The organism is Streptomyces tardus (assembly GCF_018101125.2).
Taxonomy (GTDB): Bacteria; Actinomycetota; Actinomycetes; order Streptomycetales; family Streptomycetaceae; genus Streptomyces; species Streptomyces tardus.
Genome location: NZ_JAELVF020000001.1, coordinates 4,615,510 through 4,636,548, shown reverse-complemented (window position 1 = coordinate 4,636,548; position 21,039 = coordinate 4,615,510). Strand labels below are relative to the sequence as shown.

Genomic DNA, 21,039 nt, shown 5'->3' with positions numbered 1-21,039 from the left:
ATCCCCGGATTCACGGCACGCATCCCCGGGTTCACCGCACGCGCCCCCCGGCTCACCACGCGCGGCCCGGATTCACGACGCGTCCCGCGGGGGCGCCTCGAGCTTCTGCTGGAGGCGGTTCATGCCGCTCAGCCAAGCGTCCGGGTCGGCGGCCCGGGCGGCGGCGTATCCGGCGACCTCGGGGTGCGGCAGTACGAGGAAGCGGCCTTCGGCGATCGCCTCCCGCAGCGCCTGCGCCACCTCGACGGCCTCGATCGCACTGGGCGCCAGCACCAGTTCGCCGGTGCGGCCGGTGGCGGCGAGCATGTCGGTGCGCACCCCCTGCGGGCAGACGGCGTGCACCTCGACGCCGCGGTGCCGGTGGGTGACGGAGAGCCATTCGGCGAACGCCAGCGCGGCGTGCTTGGACACGCTGTAGGGAGCCGAGCCGACCATCGTCAGCACCCCGGCGGCGGAGACCGTCGCCACGAACCGCCCCGCGCCCCGTTCCAGCCAGCCCGGCAGCAGTGCCCGGGCGGCCCGTACATGGGCCATCACGTTGAGGTCCCAGGACGCCTGCCACTGGGAGTCCGACGCCTCCGGGCCGCCCTCGGTGGCGACTCCGGCGTTGGCACAGTAGACGTCGACGCGTCCGTCCAGCAGGGCGAGCGACCGCTCGGCGGCGGTGGCGGCGTCACCCGGCAGGGCGATTCCGTCGATCTCGCGGGCCAGCGCGTGCGCCCGTTCGGCGTCCAGGTCGTTGACCACCACCCGCGCACCGGTGTCGGCGAACATACGGGCGTACGCGGCGCCGATGCCGCTGCCCGCGCCTGTCACCACGACGTTGCCGACCGCCGTGGACGGGCTGCTGACCGCTGTTTCCGCATCGCTCCCGCGCGCCGTCATTCGGATCCGTCCTCCGTGTTCGGGGCAAGTGACTGCGGAGACTAACCGGTCGGCACGAGCCCGCGGAAGACGGAGAAAAGTCGACCCCCGGGAACGGGAGCCGATTCGCCTTCGTATACGTCACATCCCCAACGACTCCGGTCTACCCTCTCGGAGGTGGAAACCTTGGCCGGTTTCAGAGCACTCGCCGCCCAGGTCCGCGACCCCGGCCGCGAGCTGTCCCAACGACGAAGGGCGCTGCGCAAGTGCCTTGAGCGCTTCGCCCCCTACGGACACCGCGCAACCTGGCACCATCTGTGCGAGCGTGCCGGCTTCGACCCGCGCGAGCGTGTTCCCGATCCTGCGCTGCTGCTGGCAGCGCTGGAGGAGCTGGAGGAGGCGCGGGCCGTGTGGCTGCGCCACGAGCGGGAGTTCGCCCACCGCCGCAGGCGCCAGAAGCACGACGGTATCCGGCAGCCGACAGCACCCGACGACTGGCACACGCACACCTGGGGCGGCCGAGCGCTGCTGCTCCTGGACGACCCGAAGCATCCGCCGCGGGTACGGCTCGCGGTGGTGCTGCGGCGGCTCATCGCCACCATGGAGGGCAGCGAGCGCGGGCCGACAACCCGCGTCGTGCGCCAGGTGGCGTTCGCCGGCTGATCCCGCGCCGCCGCGGGAACCGGGCACCGGCCTTTCGCCGAGCAGCGGCGCGAGGGAGCGGCTCCGTCACGGGGACGGGGCCGCTCCCTCGTACCCGCACGCACTCCACCCCTGTCGGCACTCCGCTCGCGTCAACAGGCCGTTGACAGCACCGGTGGCACCGCTCATGCTGAGCGGGCGCTTAGCAGGTGCCCGGAGAGTTTTACGGAGAGGTGAGCAGACGTGGCGGCGGAGTCCAGGACCTTCGGGTCGGCGGCGGAGCTTCAGGACGCGGTGGGCGGCGAACTGGGCCCCGGTGACTGGCTGGAGGTGGACCAGCAGCGGGTCGACCTGTTCGCCGAGGCCACCGGCGACCACCAGTGGATACACGTCGATCCCGCGCGCGCCGCCGAGGGCCCGTTCGGCACCACGATCGCGCACGGCTATCTGACGCTCTCCCTGCTGCCGTACCTTGTACCGCAGGTTCTGCGGGTCGAGAACGCCAGAATGGGCGTCAACTACGGCGTGAACAAGGTGCGTTTCCCCGCCCCCGTACCGGTCGGTTCACGCGTGCGCGCCCGGGTCCGGATCGCGGACGTCAGCGAGACCGCCGACGGCGGTGTGCAGGTGACGACCCGGGTGACCGTGGAGCGAGAGGGCGGCGAGAAGCCGGTCTGTGTCGCCGAGAGCGTGAGCCGCTACTACTTCTGACGCGCCCCGCACCGACCGGCGACCGGACCGGCGGCAACGCTCGGTCAGGGGCAGCAGTCGGACAGGCGGTAGCGCTCGACCGGGCAGCACCGGTCGGGCGCGGCCCGGCGTCAGTGGCGACCGGTCGCCCGCGGCGCGAGGACCATCCGCAGCGCGAGGTCCGCATAGAAGTCGCCGATCTCCTCCGGCGTGCGCCGCCCGCCCGGCCGGTACCAGCGGGCGACGTCCAGGCACAGTGAGAGCATCGCCAGAGCCGTGGCTCGCGCGTCCAGCACCTCGAACTCGCCCGCCCGTACGCCCTCCTCGACCAGGTCCCGCACCACGGCCTCGGTGCGCCGCCGCAGGGCGACGATCTCGGCGTAGTGGTCCGGGGAGAGCGCGCTCAGCTCGTACTGCACCACCCTGGCGGTGGTGTGCTGCTCCGCGTGCCAGCGGCCGAACGCCCCGACGGCGGCGGCCAGTCGGTCCGACGGCCCGCCCCGGCCCGCGGCGGCGTCGCGCAGCAGCGAGAGCGAACGCTCGTGCCCCACCTGGCTGATCCGGTGGAGCAGTTCTTCCTTCGTCTTGTAGTGGATGTAGAGCGCGGCCGGACTCATCCCGGCGCGGCCGGCGATGTCGCGGGTCGTGGTGGCGTGGAAGCCGCGTTCGGCGAACGCCTCCACCGCGGCGATCAGCAACCGCCGCGCGGCGTCCGGCGCCACCGACCGCCAGGAGTCGCAGCCCGCGTGCCGATCCTCGGCCGCCACCGGCTCCTCGCCGCCGGGACGGGTTTCGCCGGTCCGACCCGATGCCTGTGCTGCCATAGCTGTCCTCGCCCTGTCCTCGCCCTGCCCGGTCGCCACAGGGCGAACACCCTACCCCGGGGCCCTGAGCACGCGCTTAGCAACAGCCCGGCGCGGGCACCGGCGCGTCCGCCTCAGAACGCGGATACGTCCGTCAGCGCGCGGCCGATGAGCAGTTTGTGGATCTGGCTGGTGCCCTCGTACAGCGTCATCACCCGGGCGTCGCGCACCAGCTTGCCGACCGGGAACTCGTCGGTGTAGCCGTAACCCCCGTACACCTGGAGGGCGTTGTTGGACGCCCGGACGGCGGCCTCGCTCGCGAACAGCTTCGCCACCGAGGACTCCTTGGCGAACGGCTGACCGCGGTCGATCAGATCGGCGACCCGCCAGGTGAGCATCCGGGCCGCCTCGGTGTCCACCGCGATGTCGGAGATCAGCTCCTGGACCAGTTGGTGCGCGGCGATCGGCCGGCCGAACTGCTCGCGCTCGCCCGCGTAGGAGACCGCCGCGTCCAGCGACGCCTGAGCGATGCCCACACAGCCCGCGGCGACCGACATCCGCCCCTTGGCGAGTGCGCTCATCGCCACCGAGAAGCCCTTGCCCTCGGGCGCGATCCGCGCCGAGTCCGGGACCCGTACGCCCTCCAGCACCAGCTCCGCGGTGGCCTGGCCGCGCAGCCCGAGCTTGCCGTGGATCTCCCGGCGGTGGAGCCCTGGGGTGTCGGTGGGCACCAGGAAGGCGGTGATCCCGCGGTGCCCGTCGGCGGGTTCGCCGGAGCGGGCGAAGAGCAGTACGACGTCGGCCCAGGTGCCGTTGGTGATGAACATCTTGGTGCCGTCGAGCAGCCAGTCACCGCCCTCGCGCCGCGCCCGCGTGGTGAGGTTGGCGGCGTCCGAACCGGTGCCCGGCTCGGTGAGCCCGAAGCAGCCGAGCAGTTCACCCGAGCACAGCCCCGGCAGCCAGCGCCGCTTGTGCTCTTCGCTCCCCCAGGCCGCCACGGACTTGGCGACCAGGCCGAGCGAGACCGAGAGCACTCCGCGCACCGCGGAGTCGCCGCGCCCCAGCTCCTCGGTCACCAGGCAGTACGCGAAGTGGTCGCCCCCGCTGCCGCCGTACTCCTCGGGAATCGTCAGACCGAGGAAGCCGAGCTCGCCCAGGCGCCGGACGACCGAGCGGTCGATACTGCTGTCCCGGTCCCACCGGGCGGCGTGCGGCGCGATCTCGCGGTCGACGAACCGGGCGGCGAGCGCGCGCACTTCGTGCTGTTCGGTGGTCAGCGCCAGGTCCACGGCACACACCTCGATCCTGGTCCGGCACGGGCAAGAAATTAGCAGTGCTAGTTAAAGGCCGCCACTACTATGTGCCGCATGGCCCGCCCCCGCAAGCCCCTGCTCAACCGCGACCGGATCGTCGGGGCAGCCCTCACCGTGGTCGACCTGGAGGGCCTCCAGGCGGTGTCCACCCGACGGCTCGCCGCCGAACTCGGCGTGAGCGGGCCCTCGTTGTACAACCACTTCCGCACCAAGGACGAGATTCTCGACGCGGTGGCGGACCGGGTGTGCGCCGAGGTCGACCTGTCGATGTTCCGGGACGGGACGCGGTGGCCGCAGGCCCTGCTGCGCTGGGCGCGCTCCTACCGCGCCGCGCTGACCGCTCACCCGAACATCGTCCCGCACCTCGTCCGGGGCCCGGGCCGCCGGCCGAGCCAACTGCGCATGGCGGACGAGGTGTTCGGAGCGATGGTCGCAGCCGGCTGGCCGCGCGCACAGGCCACCCGGATCGGCGCGCTGATGCGCTACTTCGTGGCCGGTTCGGCGCTCGGCTCCTTCGCCGGCGGTTTTGTCGACGACGCGGCACTCTACGACAGCGACTATCCACACCTTGACCAGGCGCATCTGCTCGCCGAGCACCGACGGCGAGTGGACGAGGGCGCGTTCGAAACCGGCCTGCAGGCGCTGGTCGACGGGCTGGGGCTGCAGTACGGCGCGCGGGACGACGGCGCGCGGGACGACGGTGAGCGTGCCGACGCCGACCATGCCGACGGCGCGCGGCAGAGACCGGCTCGGCCTCGCGGGTGAGTCGGCTCTCCGGCCGCCTCCGCTCTCGCCGCCGGCCGCCCCTCCGCCACGACGCTCAGAACACCACCAGTGCACGACCGCCGCGCCCGTGGACCATCTCCCCGAAGGCGTCCGGGATGTCCGCGAGCCCGATGCGCCCGGTCACCAGCGCGCCGAGGTCGAGCGCCCCGGTGCGCACGTACTCGGCCAGCACCGGCAACTCGCGGGCCGGGTCGCAGTTTCCGTAGACGCAGCCGGAGAGCGTTCTGGCGAAGTGGAACAGCTCCAGCGCGGAGAAGGACACCTTCTCCTCCCGCCCGCCGATGCCGACCACCGTCGTACGGCCGCCCCGACGGGTGGCGCCCCAGGCGGTGCGGATCGTTTCGGCCCGTCCGACGCACTCCACCGCCACATCCGCGCCCAGCCCCGCGGTGAGCGCACGTACGTCCTTGGCGGTCGACTCGGAGGCGACCAGGAAGTCCGTCGCCCCGCAGGCGCGCGCCAACTCCTCCTTCCGCGGCGACACATCGACCGCGATCACCCGCTCGGCGCCCGCGATGCGCGCGGACTGAAGCACCGCGAGGCCGACTCCGCCGAGGCCGACGACCACCACGGACTCGCCCGCCTGCACCCGCGCACTGTGGTGGACCGCGCCGTATCCGGTCAGCACGGCGCATCCGAGCAGCGCGGCGTCCAGCAGCGGCACCCCGGCCGGCAGCGGCAGCACCGCCCGTTCCGGCACCACCGTCTCCTCGGCGAACGCGGCGACGCTCAGCCCCGGGTAGAGCGCTCGTCCGGTGGCGTCCCGGGCGTAGGGAACGGTCGTCGCGTCGTTGGCGTGCGGACAGAGCCAGGGCTCGTTCAGCCGTACGCAGAAGTGGCAACCGCCGCAGGAGGGCGCCCAGTTCAGGATCACCTCGGCGCCCGGCGCCACTGTGGTGACCCCCTCGCCCACGCTCACCACCACACCCGCGCCCTCGTGGCCGAGCACGGCCGGCACCGGCTGCCGCAGGGTGCCGTTGGTGAGCGAGAGGTCGGAGTGGCAGACACCGGCGGCGGCCAGCTTGATCCGGACCTGCCCCGGCCCGGGCTCGGGCAGTTCGATCTCGGTCAGGGTCAGCGGCGCGTTCACGGCCTCGAGTACGGCGGCACGGGTCATACGGGCGGCTCCTGAGGTTGCCGGCGACCGGTCGCCGGGGACGTACACCGTTGCGGGAACTGCGGGCTGCGGCACGTGCTCCGACGGGCTGTGGCTGCGGGCTGCGCGGGCAGCCGGGTCGGGGCGGACGTCAGAACTGCAGGGACTGGGTCTGGAGGTACTCGGCGAGCCCGTGACTGCCGAGCTCGCGGCCGATCCCGGACCGCTTGTAACCACCGAAGGGCGCAAGGGGGTTGAAGCGTCCGCCGTTGATGTCCACCTGCCCGGTCTCCAACCGGCGTGCGAACGCCACCGCTTCGTCCTCCTCGGCTGCCCACACGGCCCCGGCGAGTCCGTAGACCGTGCCGTTGGCGATCCGTACGGCGTCGTCGGTGTCCTCGTAGCGGAGCACGGTCAGCACGGGGCCGAAAATCTCCTCCTGCGCCACGGTCATCGACTCGGTCACCTCGGCCAGGACAGTGGGTCGCACCCAGTGGCCGCGTTCCGTCCCGTCCGGCTCGCCCGGCCCGCCGACGACCGCCTGCGCGCCCTCCTCCAGCGCGCCGACCAGGTAGTCGTCCACCCGCGCGCGCTGGGCCGCGCTGACCACCGGCCCGATGCGGGTGGTCTCCTCGCGCGGGTCGCCCGGTACGTACTCGGCGACCGCCCGGGCGGCGATCTCCACCGCCTCGTCGTAGCGCGCGGCGTCCACCAGCAGCCGGGTCCAGGCGCTGCAGGTCTGGCCGGAGTTGGCCATCACATTGGCGACCCCGACCTTCACCGCGCGGGTGAGATCGGCGCCGGGCAGCACGACGTTGGCCGATTTGCCGCCGAGCTCCAGCGCCACCGGTTTGATCGCACGGCCCGCGGCGGCGCCGATCCTGCTGCCGACCGCGCTGGACCCGGTGAAGGAGACCAGGTCCACTCCTTCGTGTGTCGCCAGCGCCTCCCCCGCCTCCGGCCCCAGCCCCGTCACCAGGTTGAACACCCCGGCGGGCAGGCCCGCTTCGTGCACGGCGTCGGCGAAGAGCTGGGCAACCAGCGGGGTGTTCTCCGCGGGCTTGACCACGATCGTGCAGCCGGCGGCCAGAGCGGGCGCGACCTTCGCGACGATCTGGTGCAGCGGGTAGTTCCAGGGGGTGATGGCACCGACGACACCGATCGGCACCTGGTGGATGTGCGAGTTGCCGACCTCCTCCAGGAACTCGTGGGAGGCGGCCAGCCGCGCGTAGGACCCGGTGACCAGGACCGGCAGCCCGGCGTGCACCGGCACCGAGAAGCCGATGGGGGCGCCGAGTTCGGCGGTGACGGTGGCCGCGACGGTGTCCCTGCGCGCGTCGAGCACGGCGCGCAGTGCGTCGAGAGCGGCTGCCCGCTCGGCCGGCGGGGTGGCCGCCCACCCGGGCAGCGCGGCGCGGGCGGCGCCCACCGCGGCGTCGATGTCCTTGGCGCCGCCGGCCGGCACGCTGCCGATCAGCCGCTCGTCGGCCGGGTTGTGGACCTCGATCGAGGTGGTGGCCGCGGCGGGGCGCCAGGCACCGTCGATGTACATCGCGTCGTATCCCTGCATGCCCACAAACTAGCGGCGCTAGTTTGCGCTGTCAGCCCCCGTCCCGCGTCCCGTCGCACACCACCCCCTGCCCCCGACTCGCGAACGCCCCTCGACACGCCCCGTGTTCGGGGTCTTGCCTGGGGGAGCATTAATTCCTATGGTCGAGCACAGGAATGATGGATCGGACTCGGTCGGGAGCGCGCGAAATGAACGGTGAGCAGGTACGCAGGACCGTGCCGGAGCTGACCCACAGCCCGGGCTTCGGGAACGAGCACAGCAGCGAGGCCGTCGCCGGCGCACTGCCCATTGGCCGGAACTCGCCCCAGCGCGCACCCCTCGGCCTCTACGCGGAGCAGCTCAGCGGTACGGCGTTCACCGAGCCCCGCGCCCACAACCGCCGCTCGTGGCTCTACCGGATCCACCCGTCCGCGGCGCACCCCGCCTTCACCCGCATCCCCTCCGGCCGGCTGCGCTCCGCCCCGTTCCACGAGGTCGCCGACCCCAACCGGCTGCGCTGGAACCCCCTGCCCGAGCCGGCCCCGGGCACCGACTTCCTGGACGGACTGTGGACGCTCGGCGGCAACGGCGACGCGAGCCGGCGCACCGGAAGCGCGATCCACCTGTACGCGGCCGACGCCTCGATGACCGACCGGGTCTTCAGCGACTCCGACGGCGAGCTGCTGATCGTCCCCGAGCGCGGCAGCCTGCTGCTGCACACCGAGTTCGGGCGGCTGCACGCTCCGCCGGGCCACATCGCGCTGATCCCGCGCGGTGTCCGCTTCCGCGCGGAGCTGCCCGAGGGCACCGCCCGCGGCTACGTGCTGGAGAACTACGGAAGGCCCTTCGTCCTGCCCGACCTCGGCCCGATCGGCGCCAACGGCCTCGCCGCACCCCGCGACTTCCTCGCCCCGACCGCGACGTACGAGGAGGAGGACCGGGAGACCGAGGTCGTCAGCAAGTTCTGCGGCAACCTCTGGTCGGCCCGCTGCACGCACTCCCCGCTGGACGTCGTCGCCTGGCACGGAAACCTGGTGCCCTACGTCTACGACCTGCGCCGCTTCAACGTCCTCGGCAGCATCAGCTACGACCACCCGGACCCCTCGATCTTCACCGTGCTGACCTCGCCCTCAGACACCCCGGGCCTGGCCAACGTCGACTTCGTGGTGTTCGCACCGCGCTGGCTGGTCGGCGAGGACACCTTCCGCCCGCCCTACTTCCACCGCAACGTCATGAGCGAGTACATGGGCCTCGTCGAGGGTGCCTACGACGCCAAGGCCGAGGGCTTCGTCCCCGGCGGCGGCTCGCTGCACAACATGATGTCCGCGCACGGACCGGACCGCGAGACCTTCGACCGGGCGAGCGCGGCCGAGCTGGCCCCCGCCAAGATCGACGACGGTCTTGCGTTCATGTTCGAGACCCGCTGGCCGGTGGCCGCCACCGAGCAGGCGATGTCGGCAGACCACCGCCAGCAGTCCTACGACGACGTATGGCAGGGGCTCCAGCGGCACTTCCGCTCCTAGGATGGGCCCGGGAGGAACCTTGACCGTCTTCGCACCGGACTCGCTGGCACTCAATCGCAAGCTGCCCCTGTGGTACCAGGTGTCCCAGTCCCTGCGCGCCTCGATCCTGGGCAGGCCCCCGGGGGCGCCGCTTCGTCTGCCCACCGAGGAGTCGCTCGCGGAGCACTACGGGGTCAGCGTGCTGACGATGCGCCAGGCGCTGAAGGAGTTGGAGACCGAGGGGCTGATCAGCCGCCACCGACGGCGCGGCACCTTCATCGAGCCCGACGCCCGCCGTGAGCGCACGGTGCGGCTGCTCGGCTCGGTCGACACCATCGTGGCCCAGCAGTCGGGCGAGGACACCACCCTGCTCGACCACCGCAGCGCCGCCGTGCCGCCCGAACTGGCCGGCCACTTCCCCGGGTTGACGGAAGTGACGGTCTACCGGCGGCTGCGGCGCGACCGGGCCGGAGGCGAGCCGACCAACTGGGCGGAGAACCTCATACCCCCCGCCGTGGCTGCCGCGATCGACCCCGCGGCGCTCGCCGGAATGCCGATGACCAAGCTGCTGCGCGACGAGGTGGGGGTCCGGATCAGCCGGATCACCGACACGGTGGAAGCGCGCCTGGCCGACCCGAAGACCGCTGAACTGCTGGAAGTTCCGCTGCTCAGCCCCATCCTGCACTACACCGGGGTCACCTACGACGAGACCGGCTCCGTGGTGGACGTGGCCCGCATCCACTACCGGGGGGACCGCTTCTCCTTCTCGATGACGGTGGAGAACATCGCAGCCGAGACCGCCGGCGGCCGGAGCCGCCCGGCCCACCGGCCCCCAGCCGGCGAGCAGGACTGACCCCACCAACGGGCCGGGCGCACGCTCGGCCGCGCAGCTCCTCGCAGAGACGTCGAGGCGGGCGCCCGGGAACCCCGGCGCCCGCCTCGCTCCGAGGCTGCGCCGACGCCCGCTGCCTCACCGAGGGGCGCAGAGATGCCGAAACGACCGTACGCCCGCGGGTGGGTGCGGGCGTACGGTCGAACGGTTCAGAAGCGGCGACGCGCAGGGCAGGGCGGGCTTGCGGTGGTGGCACGGCGTACTGCCTGGACCGGCCGGACCGCGGCAACGACCCGGACGGACGAGCGGGCAGGCGTCAGCCGTGCCCGCCGAAGAGCGAGCGCCGAAGCCGCCGAAGCGGCGCGAACAGCGAGACCTTGGCGCTGCGGCTGGCCCGGGAGCGCTGCCGGTCGCGGGAGGTCAGCTCGCGCATCAGCACGGTCGCCTCGTCGCCCTTGCCGGGTGGCAGCGCAGGGCCGCCCATCACGCTGAGATGGCGGTCCAGGCGCGAACTCACCGCGGAGCTACCGCAGTTGATCGCAGGCACACGCGGCCTGTTACGCACTGTTATCTGCTCCATCTGACTCCCCACCCGTACGACGGCGCCCTGCCTGGGCAGGTTAACCCTATCGCCCAGACGCGGCATGCAGGTATCCCGGTCTACCGGATCGCATGCCCAGCAAGGGCGTTCGTCACTCCTGAAAGGCACCGGCAATCCGACCGGTCGGCACCCTCCGCGAGGACTGCTTCCACCGTCGAGGGCTACCACGACCAGCAGGGTTGGCCGAACGTTTCACGCCAGGCAAATGGTCGGCGCAGAGGGTGAGTTGACCGCTCACCACGCGGCGTGATTTCACCGTCACGGATGATGCGTGACGGATGTGACTCCCGCTTCGGCCGCCCTCCCACCGGCACGTACCGGCCCGCGACGCCTGTTGACCGGGAGTCGCGCGCCCGCGACCGGGCCCGGAACGTCCGCACCTGTCCGGCGCGCACGGCGAACAGTGCGAGAACAAGCCGATCGGAGTCCGAAAACGGGATGCGTACACGGTGATCTTTCGTTGACGATGTTCCCCATGGCTACGGACGACTCCCCCTCCGCGACGGAGCCCGCGGTGCCGGTACGGCTCAGCATCAGCGACGGCGACAGCCCCTCCGAAGTGATCGACGGCATCTTCAACACCCGCTTCGCCGCCGGCGCCCAACCCTTCGCGCGCTCCCGGACACTGCGCAATCCGAAGCCGGGCCACAGCCTGCTTCCCCCCGGGGCCACGGTGCTGCGCAGCGCACACGCCGAGAAGCAGCACTCCACGCTCGCCGAGGGCCGGGGGTGGACCGCCCTGGTCACCAAGTGGGGGCAGAGCACGGATGTCCACATCTGCGCGGTCACCGACGAACTCGCCTCCTCCCTGCTGGAGTCGGCCGTCGCCGACGCCGAGCACGAGGAGGAGCCGGTGCCGGACGAGGTGGCCCTGGGCTTCTGGCACCTCTCCCCCGCACGCGGGCCCTACCGGGCCAGCCGTACGATCGCCGCCCCCGCGTGGGAGGACGTCCGGGACAACTACACGGCACCGGTCGCCGACGACCTCGCCCGGCTGATGAAGCTGCGCCCCGACGACCTCAGCGGACGCCTGCTCCTGCTGCACGGGCCGCCCGGCACCGGAAAGACCTCTGCGCTGCGCACCCTGGCCCGCTCCTGGCGCGACTGGTGCCAGGTCGACTGCGTGCTCGATCCCGACCAGCTCTTCAACGACATCGGCTATCTGATGTCGCTCTCCATGGGCGAGGACGACGATTCCGACCGGTGGAGACTCCTCCTCCTGGAGGACTGCGACGAGCTGATCCGCGGCGAGGCGAAGTACGCCGCCGGCCAGGCACTCTCGCGGCTGCTGAACCTCACCGACGGGCTCCTGGGCCAGGGCCGCAACGTACTGGTCGGCGTGACCACCAACGAGGATCTGGAGCGGCTGCACCCGGCCGTTGTACGACCCGGCCGCTGTCTGGCGCGCCTGGAGGTCGGCGCCCTCACCCGCCCCGAGGCGGTCCGCTGGCTCGGCCGCGAAGAGGGCATCGGGCCGCGCGGCGCGACGCTGGCAGAGCTGTACGCACTCAAACGCGGGCTCCCCGCGGTGGAGTTGCCCGCTCGGGAGGACCAGAAACAGGGCATGTACCTGTGACCGGACAGCGGGCCGGGTCGCGCACCGCGCCCCTCTTCTTCCGAGGGCTCGCCGGCGCCGCAACCGGTGCCCGGCCCCAACCGCTTCGGCCCGGCTGCTTCGGCCCGGCTGCCCCGGCCGCCGGCGGGGCGGGCGCGCTACTCCCCGGGCGGCGGCTCCCGCAGTTCGTACAGGCCGCGGAGCCGTACGGACAGGCAGGTGACGCAGCCCTCAAGCCGCTCGTACTCGCTCAGTTCCACCGGCACCGGCTCGTGGCCGAGCGAGGCGAGCAGCTCCGCCGTGCGCGGGGCGGCGGCCGAGAGCAGCAGCCGGTTGCCGCCCAGCAGCACCACATGGGCGCCCGCCTCCTCCGGCACCGACAGCAGCCGCGGGAAGAGCCCCGGCTCGTCGACCAGCGAAGGGTGACCGATGACGGTGCCGTCCGGCAGCGCGGTCACCGCGGACTTCAGATGGAGCACGCTGCGGACCGGTACCGGCACCACGGTCGCGCCGAACGGCTCGAAGGCCGTGCGCAGTTGGCGCACGCCCTCGGCGTTGGTACGGCCGCCGCAGCCGACGTACACCGTGTCGCCGACCTTCAGCACGTCGCCGCCCTCGAGCGTTCCGGGCGCCCGCACCCGTGCGACGAACAGGCCCGCCTCCCGCAGCAGTCGCTCGGTGCCGGCCGTCTCGGGCAGCCGGGAGGGCGCGCCGGGACGCGCGATGAGCGCGGCGTTGCGGTACACCACGACGGTGTCCTCGACGAAGACGCCGTCCGGGCAGTCGTCGGCAGGCTCGACCTCCCACGTCCGCCAGCCGTGCTCGCGCAGCAGCGCGGTGTAGCGGTGCCACTGGCGCAGCGCGAGCTCGGCGTCGACGGGGGTGCGCTCGATGTGGGTGACCAGTCCGTCCGCGAGCGAGGGCGAGGGCCGTCGGACGAGAGCGACCGGCCCCGCACCGGCTCCGGAGCTGCCCGTGCTCATCGCGCCGGCTCCTCTCCGTAGACGGCCCGCAGCGCCTCGCGCACCGCCGCCAGCGCGTCCACACGGTCCAGACCCAACCGGTGTGCGCGCGCCGCGTACTCCTGGGCCGCGGTCGCCGCCTCCCGCTCGGCGCGACCGCCCTCGGCGGCGATGAACGTACCGCCCCTGCCCCTGGTCTCGATCACGCCGTCCGTCTCCAGGGCCCGGTAGGCCTTCGCGACGGTGTTGGCCGCGAGACCGAGCTCCCCGGCCAGTCCGCGCACGGTCGGCAACCGGTATCCGGCGGGCAGCGTGCCGGCGCTCGCCTGCTCGGCGATGTGCGCACGCAGTTGCTCGTACGGCGCGGTGGCCGAGGTGCTGTCGATGGCGATTCGCAGGCTCAAGAGGCTCTCCGGAGACCGGTGTTGGGGCGGGGGCGCCGCGGTTGCGGGCCGGTACCGACCATAGAGCCTGTCGTGCGGATCTTCGCTGGGCTCGCGACGCCCGGCACGCGCGTCTGCCGCGCTGCCGTCAGTCGCCGCTGCTCCGCGGGGCTCCCTCCTCCGCCTCACTACCGCACGCCTCGGACACCGCTGCCTGATCCACCAGGGTCCCCGACAGGCCCCAACCCCGGCCGTGCGGGGCGACCGCCCTCGGTCGACGCGCTCCGGCCCGGGCGGAGTACAACCTTTGCACCGTATGCACGGTCTGGACAGACAGCTTCGCGTCCGGGCACCGTTCGGACGTCACCACCTCGGGGAAGGCACACATCCATGCGCACCAGTTCCCTCCTGCGACCGGGCACGGACGGGCGCCGTCACGGGTACCGAGCGCTGCGGACCGCGGCGGTCGCGGTCGCCGCCTGCGCGCTCGCGCTCACCACCAGCGCTGCCGGCGCCGCGCCGAAGAGCAGCGCGGCGCCCGGTTTCCTGGACGCCGACGAGCTTCCCGCGCACCCCGGTTCGCAGTGGTACGCGGGCGAGGTCGCCGACGGGCTCCCGGAGATCGTGCCGTTCTGCGTGGACGGTCCCGAACTGCCCGCCGAGGGCGCCTCGCACCGCCTCTTCCACACCGACCTGGACACCGGTGCGAGCCAGGTCAGCTTCACCGCCGGCAGCGAGCAGAGCGCGCAGGCGCTGGCGGCGCAGCTCCGGGACTCCTCCGCCGGCTGCGCCGCGGACTGGCTGCGCGACAACCCCGGCGGCACCGCGTCCTGGCGCGATCTGGGCAACCAGGACGTCGGCGACGGCGCCCACTCCTACGGCGTCCACATCGAGTCCGCCCACGGCTCGCAGGACGTCCACCTCTTCGGCGTCGGCCGCGACGGGAGCACCGTCACCGTGGTCGCCTGGGGCCAGATGGGCACGCTCGCCGACGCGCCGGTGGAGGCGTACCGCACCACGCTGCGAACGGCCGTGGAGAAGCTGGCCGGCTGACCCGTCCGCCTGCGCGGGCCGGCGGGTCAGCGCAGGCGGTGCCCGACCCGCCCCAACGCCCGGGCCAGGACGTCGAGTTCGTCCGGCTCCAGTACGTCGATCAGAGCCGTGCGCACCGCGTCGACATGGCCGGGCGCTGCCTGCCGCAGCGCCTCGTACCCCTGGTCGGTCAGCTGCGCGAAGACCCCGCGCACATCCGTCGGGCAGGAGCGCCGGCGCACATGGCCGCGCTTCTCCAACTGGCCGATCTGGTAAGTCAGTCCGCTCTTCGACGTGATCAGAAGACGCGCCAGTTCGGTCATCCGCAGCTCGCGCCCGGGGGCGTCCGCCAGGCGCACCAGCACCTCGTACTGCGGGTGCGACAGCCCGGCGTCCTCCTTGAGCTGCTGCTCCAGCGCGCGCTCGACCCGGTGGCTCGCCTCCAGGAAGCCGCGCCAGGCGGCCCTCTCGCGTTCGTCCAGCCAGCGTGTCCGCGTCATGCCTCCCAGCCTAGCGCGTTGTTCAAATTCGAACGAACCGGTACGGTGACCGGCGACCAGGTTCGAATTCGAACCACTTGCCCTCTCACCGCCCTGGAGGCATGCCGTGGCATCCGCGTTCGGCACCACCCGGCTCTCCCCGCAGCAGGACCCCGCCCCCTCCGCGCCCGACGCGCACGACGTCGGGCTGCTCGTCCTGCGCGTCTGCCTGGGCATCGTCATGGCCGCGCACGGAGCGCAGAAGCTCTTCGGCTGGTTCGGCGGCGGCGGCCTCGAAGGCACCGAGATGTTCTTCGAGTCCGTCGGCTACCCGATGGCGGGCGCGATGGCGCTGCTCACCGCGGTCATCGAGACCTTCGGCGGACTGGCGCTGATCGTCGGTCTGCTGACCCCGCTCGCCGCTGCCGCCGCTTTCGGCACCATGCTCAACGCCATCTCGGTCAAGTGGGGCGGCGGCTTCTTCCTCCCCGACGGCCTGGAGTACGAGATCACCCTCGCCGCCCTCGCCGCCGGTATCGCTCTGACCGGCCCCGGCCGGCTCGCGATCGACCGCGGCCTGCCCGTACTGCGCGACCACCGGCTGAGCCACGGCGCCGCCGCGGTGGCCCTGGGCGCTCTCGTCGCCGGCCTCGTCCTGCTCATCCGCAACTGAGACGACCCGCACGACGCGGCCGGTCGGCACTCCCGGGCCCGATCGGCCGCCGCCGGCATGTCCAACCGACCGGCCCGCGGACACCGCCCCGCTGCGACCCGGCCGGGGGCAGGACCCGGAGCACCGGCCGGTCAGGCTCAGGGACACGGCTCGGGGGGCGCGGCTCGGGGCCGACCGCGTTCAGGACGCCGGCAGCACAACCAGTCGGTGCGGCCCGTGCGGAGAGTGCTCCACCGCATCCTGCGGTTGGTGCCAGTGGAGGACGAACCGCTCGCCGGCCCGATAGGCGTCGAGCCCTGCCCGGCAGTACGCGACCATCTGCGGCGGCAGGTCCTCCAGGGCGTGCCAGCCGATGCCCGCGCACTTGTCCGGCTCGGTGTTGACCGGCTGCTCGCCGTCGCCGAGCCACGCCTCGAAGAACCAGCCGATGCGCGACTCGGCGCCGGGCCCGCGGTGCTGCATCACCAGCGCCACCCGCAGCCGTTCAGGCGCGAGCACCAACCCGATCTCCTCGGCGGCCTCCCGGATCACGGCCTCGCGCACGTCCTCCCCGTCCTCGACGTGGCCGGAGGGGGCGTGCAGCAGCCCGTCCGCGTACCCGGTGTTCGCCCGCCGGCTGAGCAGCACCTCACCGCCACGGCGCAGCAGGAGGTGGACGTCGACCACCTCGGTGTGCCGCCGGACGGGCGCGGGCGCGGTGGTGTGATCGTCCATGGCACCGATCATGCCACCGCCGCCACGCCCGCCACCGACGCGTCAACGCCCGGCCGGCCGGCCCTAGTCGGGCCGGTGCGAGTCGGGCCGGGCCCCGGGGGCCGCGCTACGAACTGCAGCTCGCCGGAGTGGCGTTCGCCGGGTCGAGCGCGTTCGCCGTCTCGTGCCAGGCGGTGCGGTCGGTGAGCGCGATCGCCACATGGCCCGAGAGGCTGCGGGGGCACAGATCCTGCAGCAGTACGTTCCTGACCCGCTCGCCCTCCAGGTACTGGGTCTCGTAGGGGGTCACGACCAGGTCGTACCGCGAGGCGATGACCGTGTAGTCGACGCCGGGCACCGTGTCGCCGCCCCGGTTGAGCTCGGTCAGGAAGTCGGAGCCGACGACCTGCTGGTCCAGCGCGGGAGTATGGGTGCCGATGGCCTCCTTGGCTCCCGGCCACAGGTCGAGCAGCCGGGTCAGCCCGCTCAGCGTCGTTCCGTGACTGCTGGGAGCGATACCGACGAGCGCGTTCACCTTCTGCGCTCCGCCGAGGAACTTCAGATAGTGGCGCGGCATCATTCCGCCCTGGGAATGGCCGACGATATCGACCTCGGTCGCACCGGAATCCGCGAGCACCCGGTCGACGAAAACGTCGAGCTGTGCGGCGGACTTCTCGATGCGGTCGAGTCCGTGGAAGATCGGGACCCCGGGCAGTTGCCCGTAATCCATCGCGTGAACGCAGTGGCCGCGGTTCTTCAGATAGGCCGAGAGGCCGGTCCAGTTGGTCTTCGAGCTTCCGAAGGTGCCGTGCACGAGCACCACGGGACGCGGGTGCTCCTTCGTCGGCGTACAGGAGGCCGATTTCTGTACGTCGTGCGATTCCGCGGTGGCGGCGATCCGTTCCTGCGGGGCGTCGACTCCGGAGACCGCGTTCCCGGCCGCGGGTACGAGTACGACCGCGACCGCGAGCGCGGTGGCGGCGACCAGCTGACGGGTACGCGTGCGGGACAATTTCATGCGCATTCCTCCGTGAGGGATGAAGATTTCCGAAAGGTCGACTGCGAACCCCAGACACCTGTACGGACAACGCGCGCCGGGACGTTCTCCATTAACGGGCGAGTAACCTACGAAGAAAAGGGCCGCAACCGTGAAGAAAGCACCACACGATCTTCACTCGTCAACGACAGCTGAAAGGCAGCGCGCCCAGGCTCATTCTCCTGCGCACGCGTCTTGTCATTTCACTGAGCGGACCGCCTCGGACCCGGCAAGAAACCCGAACTGCACTCCGCGACATGCCTGAAACGATTGAGGCGGCTGTGCCGATCCTCTGCGTCACCGACAGCGCCCGCGCCCTGGCCTGGTACGCGCGGCTCGGCTTTCGCGCCACCTGGCAGCACCGCTTCTCCCCCGAGCTGCCCGCCTTCACCGAGATCGACCGCGCGGGGGTGCGGCTCTTCCTCTCCGAGCACGAGGAGGACGCCCGGCCCGACACTCTGACCCATCTCCAGGTGCGCGAAGTGGAGGCGTTGGCCGCGGAGTTGAACACCGCCTCCGAGCTGACCGAATGGGGCACGCTGCAGTTCGAGGTGCGCGACCCCGACGGCAACCGGCTGCGCATCGGTACGCCCGTCGACGAGGTCTGAGCGCCGCACGCCGGCGCGCACCCCGCTCGCCCGACCACCCGCGCCGCACTCCCACCGTGCACACCCTGCCGCGCTCCGGCGCGAAGGGCGCGGACCGGACGGACCGGACGGACCGGAGTGACCGAATGTGACCGATCTCAAAGGATTGGCCCCTGCTGAGCAGCTCGGTGCAGGGTAGGGGCCGGACAACGGGACACACGCACAGACTGAAGGAGCCCCATGAGGATCGGCATCGTCGGCGCCACCGGCCAGGTCGGAACCGTAATGCGAGACATCCTGGCCGAGCGGGACTTCGCGATGGAGGAGCTGCGGCTGTTCGCCTCCGCCCGCTCCGCGGGGCGCACGCTGCCCTGGAAGGGCGGCGAGATCACGGTCGAGGACGCCACCACCGCCGACTACTCGGGCCTGGACATCGTGCTGTTCTCGGCGGGCGGTGCCACCTCCCGGGAGCTGGCACCGAAGGTCGCGGCAGCCGGAGCCGTCGTCATCGACAACTCCTCCGCCTGGCGCTTGGACCCGGAGGTGCCGCTCGTCGTCTCCGAGGTCAACCCGGCCGCCGCCGCCCAGCGCCCCAAGGGCATCATCGCCAACCCGAACTGCACCACCATGGCCGCGATGCCGGTGCTGCGTCCGCTGCACGAGGAGGCGGGGCTGCGGGCCCTGATCGTCGCCACCTACCAGGCGGTCTCCGGCAGCGGCCTGGCGGGCGTCGCCGAGCTGGACGGCCAGGCGCGCAAGGCCGTCGAGTCGGACGCCACCAGGCTCGCCTTCGACGGCGACGCCGTCGACTTCCCGGCCCCGGACAAGTTCAAGCGCCCGATCGCCTTCAACGTCCTGCCGCTCGCCGGCTCGATCGTGGACGACGGCCTCGAGGAGACCGACGAGGAGCAGAAGCTCCGCCACGAGAGCCGCAAGATCCTGGACGTTCCCGAGCTCAAGGTTTCCGGCACCTGCGTGCGCGTCCCCGTCTTCAGCGGGCACAGCCTCCAGGTGAACGCGCGCTTCGACCGCGAGCTCAGCCCCGAGCGCGCCCGCGAACTGCTCGCCGACGCACCGGGCGTGGAGCTGTCGGACATCCCCACCCCGCTGCAGGCGGCCGGCCGGGACGCCAGCTACGTGGGCCGCATCCGCCGCGACGAGACCGCGGAGAACGGCCTGGCGCTGTTCCTGTCCAACGACAACCTCCGCAAGGGCGCCGCACTCAACGCGGTGCAGATCGCCGAACTCGTCGCGGACGAACTGCGCGCCGCACGCTGACCGTTCCCCTTCCGTACGCGGGTGGTCGAAAGCGGGCGGACCGGGCGCACACAGGGCAAGGGCCCCGGAACCTTGGAAGGTTCCGGGGCCCTTGCTTCATGCAACCCCATGAGCCACGTACAGACGCAGACTCTCCAGACGTCAGCCGATCTCGGCGCCGTAGTCGGCGAGCGCCTTGGCAACCGGACCGTAGAAGGTCTGGCCGCCGGAGGAGCAGTTGCCGCTGCCGCCCGAGGTCATGCCCAGCGCGTCGCTGCCCGCGAAGAGCGAGCCGCCGCTGTCGCCCGGCTCGGCGCAGACGTCGGTCTGGATCAGACCGTTGACCGTGCCCTCCGGGTAGCTGACGGACGCGTCCACCGCCTCGACGGATCCGCCGTGCACCTGAGTGGTGCTGCCGCTGCGCTGGACGTCCTCACCGACGGTCGCCTCACGGGCGCCGGAGATGTCCTGCGAGCCGCCGTCGTAGAGGTTCACCGAGCTCGGTGCGTCCACGCCGCCCTCGTACTTCACGAGCGCCTGGTCGCTACCGGGGAAGGTGCTCTCCTCCATGGTGCCGATCGGCGATCCGCCCGAGGAGTCCGACCACGAGCTGCCGGCGCTGCCGCAGTGGCCCGCGGTCACGAAGTAGGCCTCGCCGCCCTTGGTGACGTTGAAGCCGAGCGAGCAACGGGCACCGCTGCTGTAGATGGCGTCGCCACCCTGGATGCGGAGGCTGAACTCACCCGCGCTGCGCTTGAGTTCGGCCTTGCCGTTCTGGGCGGTGACGAGCTTCTCCAGCTCGGCGAACTTCGCCTTGCTGACCGTCTTGTCCGCAGTCACGACGACCTTGTTGGTCTTCGGGTCGACGGAGCGCGCGGTACCGACGATGTCGGCCTTGTCGATCGCGGACTTGGCGGTCTTGAGCTCCGCCGTGCTGTGCTCGACGACCTTCGCCTCGGCGCCGGCACTCTGCACCGTCTTGACCGCGGACTCGGAGGTCACGTTGACGACGAGCTTCTTGCTCTCGGCGTCGTAGTACGTGCCGGCGGCGGTGTCCGCTCCCAGCTTGCCCTCGAGCGTCGTCGCCAGCTCACCGGCGGCGGAGGAGGTCAGGGTGTCCGCCGTGAAGACGGGCTCAGCGGCATTGGCGTTGGCCACGGTGAACGAGCCGGCCACCAGTGCTGCCACACCTGCACCGGCAATCGTCATGCGCCGCTTGTTGATCCGTCGTGTTCTCAACTCATGCCTCCTGTGGGGGGAGGGAATCGCTCCGGGCGGAGCGCTTCCGGAGGTTGTTCCGGACAACTGCCCGGCGGGGACACGATCGCGTCCATGCCAAGCAGTGGGTTGGAGTATGGACAGGGTGACTCGGCACACACAAGGTCGAGTTCACGTCACTGAGAGATGAAGTGATGGGCAGGATTCCGCTTCTGAGGCTCCGACAGTTGTGCACGTCAGTCTGCCGCGCCTGAGGTCTCACATACCCGTGGCGAGCGAAGATCACCCGGGGGTGAGGTCTACACCTGTCTTGAAATCGACGTTCTCGACGCTGTTGGTCGGCCCATCTCCCGGACTGCTGCTGCGAGTCCGGGCGGCGTATCCACCATCGGCGTTGTTTCCTGCTTTTGACTGATTTCCGCTGTTCAGTGGAGGCGCTCAGGGGCAAAGCGGACGACCTCGGCCGTCCTCGTCACCCCCCATCCC

21 protein-coding genes and 1 pseudogene are annotated in these 21,039 nt (G+C 71.9%); 10 read left to right on the top strand and 12 right to left on the bottom strand.

Going from position 1 to position 21,039, the window contains the following annotated elements; translation table 11 throughout:
- Nucleotides 1–72: 72 nt before the first annotated feature.
- Nucleotides 73–885, bottom strand: a complete 813-nt coding sequence (locus JGS22_RS19865) for an SDR family oxidoreductase (protein WP_211040651.1) — start codon at nt 883–885, stop codon at nt 73–75.
- A 165-nt stretch (nt 886–1,050) separates the two neighbouring features.
- On the opposite strand from JGS22_RS19865, the gene JGS22_RS19860 reads away from it, so the two are divergent.
- On the top strand, nt 1,051–1,527 hold the full coding sequence (locus JGS22_RS19860) for a hypothetical protein (protein WP_211040668.1): 477 nt from the start codon (nt 1,051–1,053) through the stop codon (nt 1,525–1,527).
- Between the two features lie 222 nt (nt 1,528–1,749).
- A complete protein-coding gene (locus tag JGS22_RS19855) occupies nt 1,750–2,217 on the top strand; it encodes a MaoC family dehydratase (RefSeq protein ID WP_211040650.1) in 468 nt (155 codons plus the stop codon).
- A gap of 110 nt (nt 2,218–2,327) precedes the next feature.
- Here JGS22_RS19855 and JGS22_RS19850 read toward each other — a convergent pair whose 3' ends face one another.
- A complete protein-coding gene (locus JGS22_RS19850) occupies nt 2,328–3,020 on the bottom strand; it encodes a TetR/AcrR family transcriptional regulator (RefSeq protein ID WP_211040649.1) in 693 nt (230 codons plus the stop codon).
- 113 nt (nt 3,021–3,133) lie between these two features.
- Nucleotides 3,134–4,288 carry an acyl-CoA dehydrogenase family protein gene (locus JGS22_RS19845; RefSeq protein WP_211040648.1) on the bottom strand — a complete coding sequence of 385 codons (1,155 nt, stop codon included), beginning with the start codon at nt 4,286–4,288 and terminating at the stop codon, nt 3,134–3,136.
- Between the two features lie 78 nt (nt 4,289–4,366).
- Between JGS22_RS19845 and JGS22_RS19840 the strand changes: the two genes are divergently transcribed.
- On the top strand, nt 4,367–5,077 hold the full coding sequence (locus JGS22_RS19840; protein WP_211040647.1) for a TetR/AcrR family transcriptional regulator: 711 nt from the start codon (nt 4,367–4,369) through the stop codon (nt 5,075–5,077).
- A gap of 55 nt (nt 5,078–5,132) precedes the next feature.
- On the opposite strand, the gene JGS22_RS19835 is transcribed toward JGS22_RS19840, so the two are convergent.
- Both JGS22_RS19835 and JGS22_RS19830 read right to left on the bottom strand, forming a co-directional pair.
- Nucleotides 5,133–6,215, bottom strand: a complete 1,083-nt coding sequence (locus tag JGS22_RS19835) for a zinc-binding dehydrogenase (RefSeq protein ID WP_211040646.1) — start codon at nt 6,213–6,215, stop codon at nt 5,133–5,135.
- A gap of 130 nt (nt 6,216–6,345) precedes the next feature.
- A complete protein-coding gene (locus JGS22_RS19830) occupies nt 6,346–7,764 on the bottom strand; it encodes an aldehyde dehydrogenase family protein (protein ID WP_211040645.1) in 1,419 nt (472 codons plus the stop codon).
- Between the two features lie 188 nt (nt 7,765–7,952).
- Here JGS22_RS19830 and hmgA point away from each other — a divergent pair, with 188 nt between their 5' ends.
- Complete coding sequence (gene hmgA / locus JGS22_RS19825; RefSeq protein WP_211040644.1) at nt 7,953–9,266, top strand: homogentisate 1,2-dioxygenase; 1,314 nt, start codon at nt 7,953–7,955, stop codon at nt 9,264–9,266.
- A 19-nt stretch (nt 9,267–9,285) separates the two neighbouring features.
- Entirely contained in the window at nt 9,286–10,098 is an 813-nt protein-coding gene (locus tag JGS22_RS19820; RefSeq protein WP_211040643.1) for a GntR family transcriptional regulator, read from the top strand.
- A gap of 295 nt (nt 10,099–10,393) precedes the next feature.
- On the opposite strand, the gene JGS22_RS19815 is transcribed toward JGS22_RS19820, so the two are convergent.
- The gene (locus tag JGS22_RS19815; RefSeq protein ID WP_211040642.1) at nt 10,394–10,657 is read right to left on the bottom strand and encodes a hypothetical protein; all 264 of its coding nucleotides are present in this window, start codon (nt 10,655–10,657) and stop codon (nt 10,394–10,396) included.
- A gap of 496 nt (nt 10,658–11,153) precedes the next feature.
- Here JGS22_RS19815 and JGS22_RS19810 point away from each other — a divergent pair, with 496 nt between their 5' ends.
- The gene (locus tag JGS22_RS19810) at nt 11,154–12,254 is read left to right on the top strand and encodes a DUF5925 domain-containing protein (protein WP_211040641.1); all 1,101 of its coding nucleotides are present in this window, start codon (nt 11,154–11,156) and stop codon (nt 12,252–12,254) included.
- A 137-nt stretch (nt 12,255–12,391) separates the two neighbouring features.
- On the opposite strand, the gene ddaH is transcribed toward JGS22_RS19810, so the two are convergent.
- On the bottom strand, nt 12,392–13,216 hold the full coding sequence (gene ddaH / locus JGS22_RS19805; protein ID WP_211040640.1) for a dimethylargininase: 825 nt from the start codon (nt 13,214–13,216) through the stop codon (nt 12,392–12,394).
- Nucleotides 13,213–13,599: a GntR family transcriptional regulator gene (locus JGS22_RS19800; RefSeq protein WP_211040639.1), complete on the bottom strand. Its 387-nt coding sequence runs from the start codon at nt 13,597–13,599 to the stop codon at nt 13,213–13,215. Before JGS22_RS19800 ends, ddaH begins: the two co-directional genes overlap by 4 nt.
- A gap of 369 nt (nt 13,600–13,968) precedes the next feature.
- Between JGS22_RS19800 and JGS22_RS19795 the strand changes: the two genes are divergently transcribed.
- Entirely contained in the window at nt 13,969–14,631 is a 663-nt protein-coding gene (locus JGS22_RS19795) for a hypothetical protein (RefSeq protein ID WP_236073217.1), read from the top strand.
- A 26-nt stretch (nt 14,632–14,657) separates the two neighbouring features.
- On the opposite strand, the gene JGS22_RS19790 is transcribed toward JGS22_RS19795, so the two are convergent.
- On the bottom strand, nt 14,658–15,110 hold the full coding sequence (locus tag JGS22_RS19790; protein WP_211040638.1) for a MarR family winged helix-turn-helix transcriptional regulator: 453 nt from the start codon (nt 15,108–15,110) through the stop codon (nt 14,658–14,660).
- Between the two features lie 106 nt (nt 15,111–15,216).
- Here JGS22_RS19790 and JGS22_RS19785 point away from each other — a divergent pair, with 106 nt between their 5' ends.
- Nucleotides 15,217–15,762: a DoxX family protein gene (locus tag JGS22_RS19785; protein WP_211040637.1), complete on the top strand. Its 546-nt coding sequence runs from the start codon at nt 15,217–15,219 to the stop codon at nt 15,760–15,762.
- 180 nt (nt 15,763–15,942) lie between these two features.
- Here the strand turns inward: JGS22_RS19785 and JGS22_RS19780 are convergent.
- Nucleotides 15,943–16,449 (bottom strand): annotated as a pseudogene (locus tag JGS22_RS19780) (NUDIX hydrolase); the annotation flags it as partial.
- 133 nt (nt 16,450–16,582) lie between these two features.
- On the bottom strand, nt 16,583–17,473 hold the full coding sequence (locus JGS22_RS19775) for an esterase/lipase family protein (RefSeq protein WP_211040635.1): 891 nt from the start codon (nt 17,471–17,473) through the stop codon (nt 16,583–16,585).
- Nucleotides 17,474–17,748: 275 nt separating this feature from the next.
- Between JGS22_RS19775 and JGS22_RS19770 the strand changes: the two genes are divergently transcribed.
- Together JGS22_RS19770 and JGS22_RS19765 are read left to right on the top strand one after the other, a co-directional pair.
- Complete coding sequence (locus JGS22_RS19770) at nt 17,749–18,099, top strand: glyoxalase superfamily protein (RefSeq protein WP_211040634.1); 351 nt, start codon at nt 17,749–17,751, stop codon at nt 18,097–18,099.
- Between the two features lie 219 nt (nt 18,100–18,318).
- Entirely contained in the window at nt 18,319–19,356 is a 1,038-nt protein-coding gene (locus JGS22_RS19765; RefSeq protein ID WP_211040633.1) for an aspartate-semialdehyde dehydrogenase, read from the top strand.
- 141 nt (nt 19,357–19,497) lie between these two features.
- Here JGS22_RS19765 and JGS22_RS19760 read toward each other — a convergent pair whose 3' ends face one another.
- Complete coding sequence (locus JGS22_RS19760; RefSeq protein ID WP_236073216.1) at nt 19,498–20,574, bottom strand: S1 family peptidase; 1,077 nt, start codon at nt 20,572–20,574, stop codon at nt 19,498–19,500.
- Between the last annotated feature and the right edge of the window lie 465 nt (nt 20,575–21,039).

What these genes read in the sequence shown, in the direction of transcription:
- JGS22_RS19775 (WP_211040635.1), bottom strand. Translation starts at nt 17,473, where the DNA reads ATGAAATTGTCCCGCACGCGTACCCGTCAGCTGGTCGCCGCCACCGCG.
- JGS22_RS19765 (WP_211040633.1), top strand. Translation starts at nt 18,319, where the DNA reads ATGAGGATCGGCATCGTCGGCGCCACCGGCCAGGTCGGAACCGTAATG.
- JGS22_RS19770 (WP_211040634.1), top strand. Translation starts at nt 17,749, where the DNA reads ATGCCTGAAACGATTGAGGCGGCTGTGCCGATCCTCTGCGTCACCGAC.
- JGS22_RS19790 (WP_211040638.1), bottom strand. Translation starts at nt 15,110, where the DNA reads ATGACGCGGACACGCTGGCTGGACGAACGCGAGAGGGCCGCCTGGCGC.
- JGS22_RS19835 (WP_211040646.1), bottom strand. Translation starts at nt 6,215, where the DNA reads ATGACCCGTGCCGCCGTACTCGAGGCCGTGAACGCGCCGCTGACCCTG.
- JGS22_RS19865 (WP_211040651.1), bottom strand. Translation starts at nt 885, where the DNA reads ATGACGGCGCGCGGGAGCGATGCGGAAACAGCGGTCAGCAGCCCGTCC.
- JGS22_RS19840 (WP_211040647.1), top strand. Translation starts at nt 4,367, where the DNA reads ATGGCCCGCCCCCGCAAGCCCCTGCTCAACCGCGACCGGATCGTCGGG.
- JGS22_RS19810 (WP_211040641.1), top strand. Translation starts at nt 11,154, where the DNA reads ATGGCTACGGACGACTCCCCCTCCGCGACGGAGCCCGCGGTGCCGGTA.
- JGS22_RS19795 (WP_236073217.1), top strand. Translation starts at nt 13,969, where the DNA reads ATGCGCACCAGTTCCCTCCTGCGACCGGGCACGGACGGGCGCCGTCAC.
- hmgA (WP_211040644.1), top strand. Translation starts at nt 7,953, where the DNA reads ATGAACGGTGAGCAGGTACGCAGGACCGTGCCGGAGCTGACCCACAGC.
- JGS22_RS19815 (WP_211040642.1), bottom strand. Translation starts at nt 10,657, where the DNA reads ATGGAGCAGATAACAGTGCGTAACAGGCCGCGTGTGCCTGCGATCAAC.
- JGS22_RS19830 (WP_211040645.1), bottom strand. Translation starts at nt 7,764, where the DNA reads ATGCAGGGATACGACGCGATGTACATCGACGGTGCCTGGCGCCCCGCC.
- JGS22_RS19850 (WP_211040649.1), bottom strand. Translation starts at nt 3,020, where the DNA reads ATGGCAGCACAGGCATCGGGTCGGACCGGCGAAACCCGTCCCGGCGGC.
- ddaH (WP_211040640.1), bottom strand. Translation starts at nt 13,216, where the DNA reads ATGAGCACGGGCAGCTCCGGAGCCGGTGCGGGGCCGGTCGCTCTCGTC.